This window comes from Gemmatimonadota bacterium, from assembly GCA_039715185.1.
Classification (GTDB): Bacteria; Gemmatimonadota; Gemmatimonadetes; order Longimicrobiales; family RSA9; genus DATHRK01.
This window is the reverse complement of the sequence record JBDLIA010000149.1, coordinates 1-4,203: the sequence shown is the minus strand read 5'-3', so window position 1 is coordinate 4,203 and position 4,203 is coordinate 1. Positions and strand designations below refer to the sequence as shown.

Genomic DNA, 4,203 nt, shown 5'->3' with positions numbered 1-4,203 from the left:
CGGGTCTCGGGCGATGTCGAGCCGGCATCCGAACCTCGTCCGGAGGTCGCGATGGCACAGGCCCAACTCGAGCTCGATGCGTAGGGCGGGCGGGCCCGGGACGATTCAGGGAGCAATCAGCCCCTCCAAGCGGTCTCGGTAGCGGCGGCTGAGCCTCAGCTCCTCGCCGTCGCGCATGCGGATGAGCCAGTCCCCGTGTGACCACGGCTCGAAGGCGCGCACCGCCTCCAGGTTGACGATCGTGGAGCGGTGCACGCGCACGAACCGGTCTGGGTCCAGCCGCCTCTCCAGCGCACTCAGGGTCCCACGGACCAGGTGCGTGCGCCCGCCCGCGTGCAGCTCTGCGTAGTTGTCGGCGGCGCCGATCCAGTCCACGTCGTCGGCCGCGACCAGTAGCATCTTCTGCCCCACCCGCACCAGGAAGCGGCTGAGCGGGCGGCGTACCGGCAGATCGGCGCGCGGCGTCCCGGTGGACTCCCCCGCGCCGGCCAGCGCGTCCAGCGCCCGGCCGATCGCCTCGCGCAGCCGCTCGGGATCGGCGGGCTTGACCAGGTAGTCCAGCGCCCGCACCTCGAACGCGCGGATGGCGAACTCGTCGAAGGCGGTCACGAAGACCACCCGCGGGGGCTCGGTGTCGAGCGCCTCCAGCACCTCGAATCCGTCCAGCTCCGGCATCTGGATGTCCAAGAGCACGATGTCTGGCCGCAGGCGCTCGATCTCGCGGACCGCGCCGAGGCCGTCACCGGCCTCCCCCACGACCGCTACGCGCTCGTCGGTCTCCAGGAGGTCGCGCAGGCGCCGCCGCGCGGGCGGCTCGTCGTCCACGACCAGAACGGTCGGCACGCCGCGCGCCGCCCCGGCGTCTTCGTTCGGGCCGCTCACCGTGCTCCGTTGCGCCTCAGAGGCAACTCGACCGAGGCCACCGTGCCGCCGCCCGCGCGCGGTTCCAGCCGCAGCGTCGCCGCGTCGCCGTACAGGTGCGCCAGCCGCTCGCGCGTCGCCGACAGGCCGATGCCGGACCGCATGGCGCCCTCCGGCTCGCGCACGCCGACGCCGTCGTCTGCCACCTCCAGGCGCAGCCGGTCGCCCACGGCCGAAATCCCCACGCGGACCGCGCCGCCGCCGGCGCGCGGACCGATCCCGTGCCCGACCGCGTTCTCCACCAGGGGCTGGAGCACGAACGGCGGCAGCAGCGCCTCCTCGAGTCCCTCGCCGACGGCGATGGTGGCGTCGAGGCGGTCGCCGAAGCGTTCGCGCATGATGTCCAGGTAGGTGTCCAGGGTGGCCACCTCTTCGGAGACGGTGGTCTCGGCGCCCGGCTCGGCCGCCAGCGCCCGCCGCAGCAACCGACTCAGGCCGCCCAGCATGCGGTCGGCCGCCGCCGGGTCCCGGTACACGCTCGCCGAGATCGTGTTGATCGTGTTGAACAGAAAGTGCGGGTGGAGCCGCGCCCTGAGCGCCGAAAGCTGGGCCTCGCCCAACTCCGACTGGAGCCTGGCAGCGTGCAGCTCGCGGTCGCGCAGCTCCCTGTAGTGCAGGAAGGCGTGCACCGCCAGCGCCAGAACCGCGTACCCGAAGACGTCACCGGCGAACTCCATCGGGAAGCGTACGGACAGCGAGCCGTAGTCGAAATCCATGCCGAAGAGCGGGTACGCCAGCTCCCGACTGATCGCGTTGAAGGACGTGTGCAGGGCCGAGTAGACGACGACCCCGGCGCCGTGCAGCGGGATCCGGCCGCGCAGCTCTCCCCGGCGCAGCGCGAAGCGCACGCACAGGGGGTAGATCAGCGCCAGGAACAGCACGAACGCGCCCAACCCGCCCGTCAGCTCGTTGATGAGATCGGGCAGGGGACTGACGTCCGATCTGAATGCCAGCTTTTCCAGGTACTTGTAGGAGAAACGCAGGCCGCTTTCGAGAAGGATTACGACCGCCGCCACGGCGATGACGATCCGCGGCGGACGGATGGGCAACCCGCGGGTGGGGGGGCGATCGGCTTCCATGTCGAAATCGTAGGGCGGGTCGCCCGACGAGTACAGCGCCGCGCTCCCCGCTCGCCCCCGCATAGTCCCGGCCGTCCCCCGGCGATGGACCGCGGGCTGGCCCGGCGTCAATGTTTCCTCGCGCCGACGGTGGTGCCCGGCCCGCGCCGGGCTCTGCTCGCCGTCCGAACTCCGAGCACAGGGATCCGCCCACATGAAAGCTGCTTCGCTCAGGCACGTGGCCGCCGTCCTCTGCCTGCCGCTCGCGGCCGGCTGCGGCGCCGCCTCGGCCTCCGTCCACGCGTCCGCGCCGCCGTCCGACTGGCCGGCCTACGGCGGCGACGCCGGGGGACGGCGCTACTCGCCGCTGACGCTGATCGACACGACAAACGTGGGCGAGCTGGAGGTCGCCTGGACCTTCCGCACCGGGGAGCTCGGGCAGAACGCTCGCGACGGCGGCGACCTGACCTTCGAGGCCACGCCCATCCACTTCGAGGGCGCGCTCTACCTGCCCACCGCGTTCGGCGCCGTGTTCTCGCTGGACCCCGTGACGGGCGCGGAGCGGTGGCGTCACGACTCGGGCGTGCCGCGCGACCGCGGCTACTCGGAGGTCACGTCCCGCGGCGTCTCGGCGTGGCGCGACCCGCGCGCCGACCCCCTCGTGGCGTGCGCAGCGCGCATCTTCTACGGGACCATAGACGCGCGCCTCATCGCGCTGGATGCGGGCACCGGAGAGCGCTGCGAGGCGTTCGGGGACCGGGGCGTGGTGGACCTGTTCCCTCTGACCGACGTCCCGGCCGACGAGCGCGGCAACTACCAGGTGACGTCGGCGCCCGCGGTGGTGGACGGCGTGGTGGTGGTGGGCCCGTCCATGGGCGACAACTGGCGCGCCGACACCGGCGACGGATCGGTGCGCGGGTTCGACGCGCGCACGGGCGAGCTGCTGTGGGGTTGGGAGCCGATCGCGCGGGTGTCCCCGGACGGGGGCCACACCGGCGCGGCGAACGCCTGGTCCACCATCAGCGCGGACCCGAAGCGGGGCCTGGTGTTCGTGCCCACGGGGAGCGCTAGCCCGGACTTCTTCGGCGGGCTGCGCCGCGGCTCCAACGAGTGGGCGAACTCGGTCGTGGCGCTGCGGGCGCGCACCGGCGAGATCGTCTGGGGCTTCCAGACCGTGCACCACGACCTCTTCGACTACGACGTGGCGCCGCAGCCGCTGCTGGCCGACATCCCGGCCGGGGAGCACCGCGGACGTTCGGTGGTCGTGCAGGCGTCCAAGACGGGCTTCCTGTTCGTCCTCGACCGGGACACGGGCAGGCCGGTGTTCGGCGTCGAGGAGCGAGACGTGCCCGCGTCGAGCGTCGCGGGCGAACGCGCCGCGTCCACCCAGCCGGTGCCCCTTCTGCCGGCGCCCCTGATCGACGACGCCGGGGTGGACCCCCGGAACCCGTGGGGTCCAACGGAGGAGATCCGGCGGGTCTGCCGCGAGATGGCGGAAGGCGCCATCTACGACGGCGCCTTCACCCCGCCCGCGCTGGAAATCACCGTCCAGTTTCCGGGCAACGGCGCCGGGACCAACTGGGGCAGCACGGCGTTCCATCCGGGACGCGGACTGCTCGTCGTACCCACGCTGCGCTACGCCACCCTGGTGCGCCTGATCCCGGCGGACAGCGTGACCCCGGCGCGCGCGCGCAACGCCCAAGCCGGCCGCCCGTTCGAGATCGCCCGCCAGGAGGGGGCCATGTACGGCATGATGCGCCGGTCCTGGATCGCCCCGGGCGCCACGCCGTGCACGCCGCCGCCGTGGGGCGTGGTGACCGCGGTCGACCTGAGCACCGGCCTGGTCGCCTGGGAGCGCCCGTTCGGGTCGATCGAGGGGTTGTCGGAGGACACGGGGGCGCCGCTGATCGGCGGCCCGATCGTGACCGCCGGCGGGCTCGTCTTCATGGGCGCCTCGGTGGACGGACGTATCCGCGCGCTGAGCCTGGGGTCGGGCGAGGAGCTGTGGCGCGCGCCGCTTCCGGCCGCCGGCATCGCTACGCCCATGACCTACCGGGGAGAGGACGGGCGCCAGTACGTGGTCATAGCCGCTGGTGGGCACGGCAAGGTGGGCCTGCCGAGTGGGGACTACGTGGTGGCCTTCGCGCTTCCCGGCGGGCCTGCGGGAGAGTGAGCGGCCTCGCTCAGAGCCCGAGCGAGGCGCGGATCAGGGGGTCTATGCGAT

At 73.0% G+C, this 4,203-nt stretch carries 3 protein-coding genes; 1 reads left to right on the top strand and 2 read right to left on the bottom strand.

What is annotated here, in order from left to right:
* Nucleotides 1-105: 105 nt before the first annotated feature.
* Nucleotides 106-882: a LytTR family DNA-binding domain-containing protein gene (locus tag ABFS34_15890; GenBank protein MEN8376908.1), complete on the bottom strand. Its 777-nt coding sequence runs from the start codon at nucleotides 880-882 to the stop codon at nucleotides 106-108.
* On the bottom strand, nucleotides 879-2,000 hold the full coding sequence (locus ABFS34_15885) for a histidine kinase (protein ID MEN8376907.1): 1,122 nt from the start codon (nucleotides 1,998-2,000) through the stop codon (nucleotides 879-881). The genes ABFS34_15890 and ABFS34_15885 overlap by 4 nt, the downstream gene beginning before the upstream one ends.
* 193 nt (nucleotides 2,001-2,193) lie before the next feature.
* Here ABFS34_15885 and ABFS34_15880 point away from each other — a divergent pair, with 193 nt between their 5' ends.
* Nucleotides 2,194-4,152, top strand: coding sequence for a pyrroloquinoline quinone-dependent dehydrogenase (locus ABFS34_15880; GenBank protein ID MEN8376906.1), 1,959 nt, complete (start codon nucleotides 2,194-2,196; stop codon nucleotides 4,150-4,152).
* The last annotated feature ends 51 nt before the right edge of the window (nucleotides 4,153-4,203 follow it).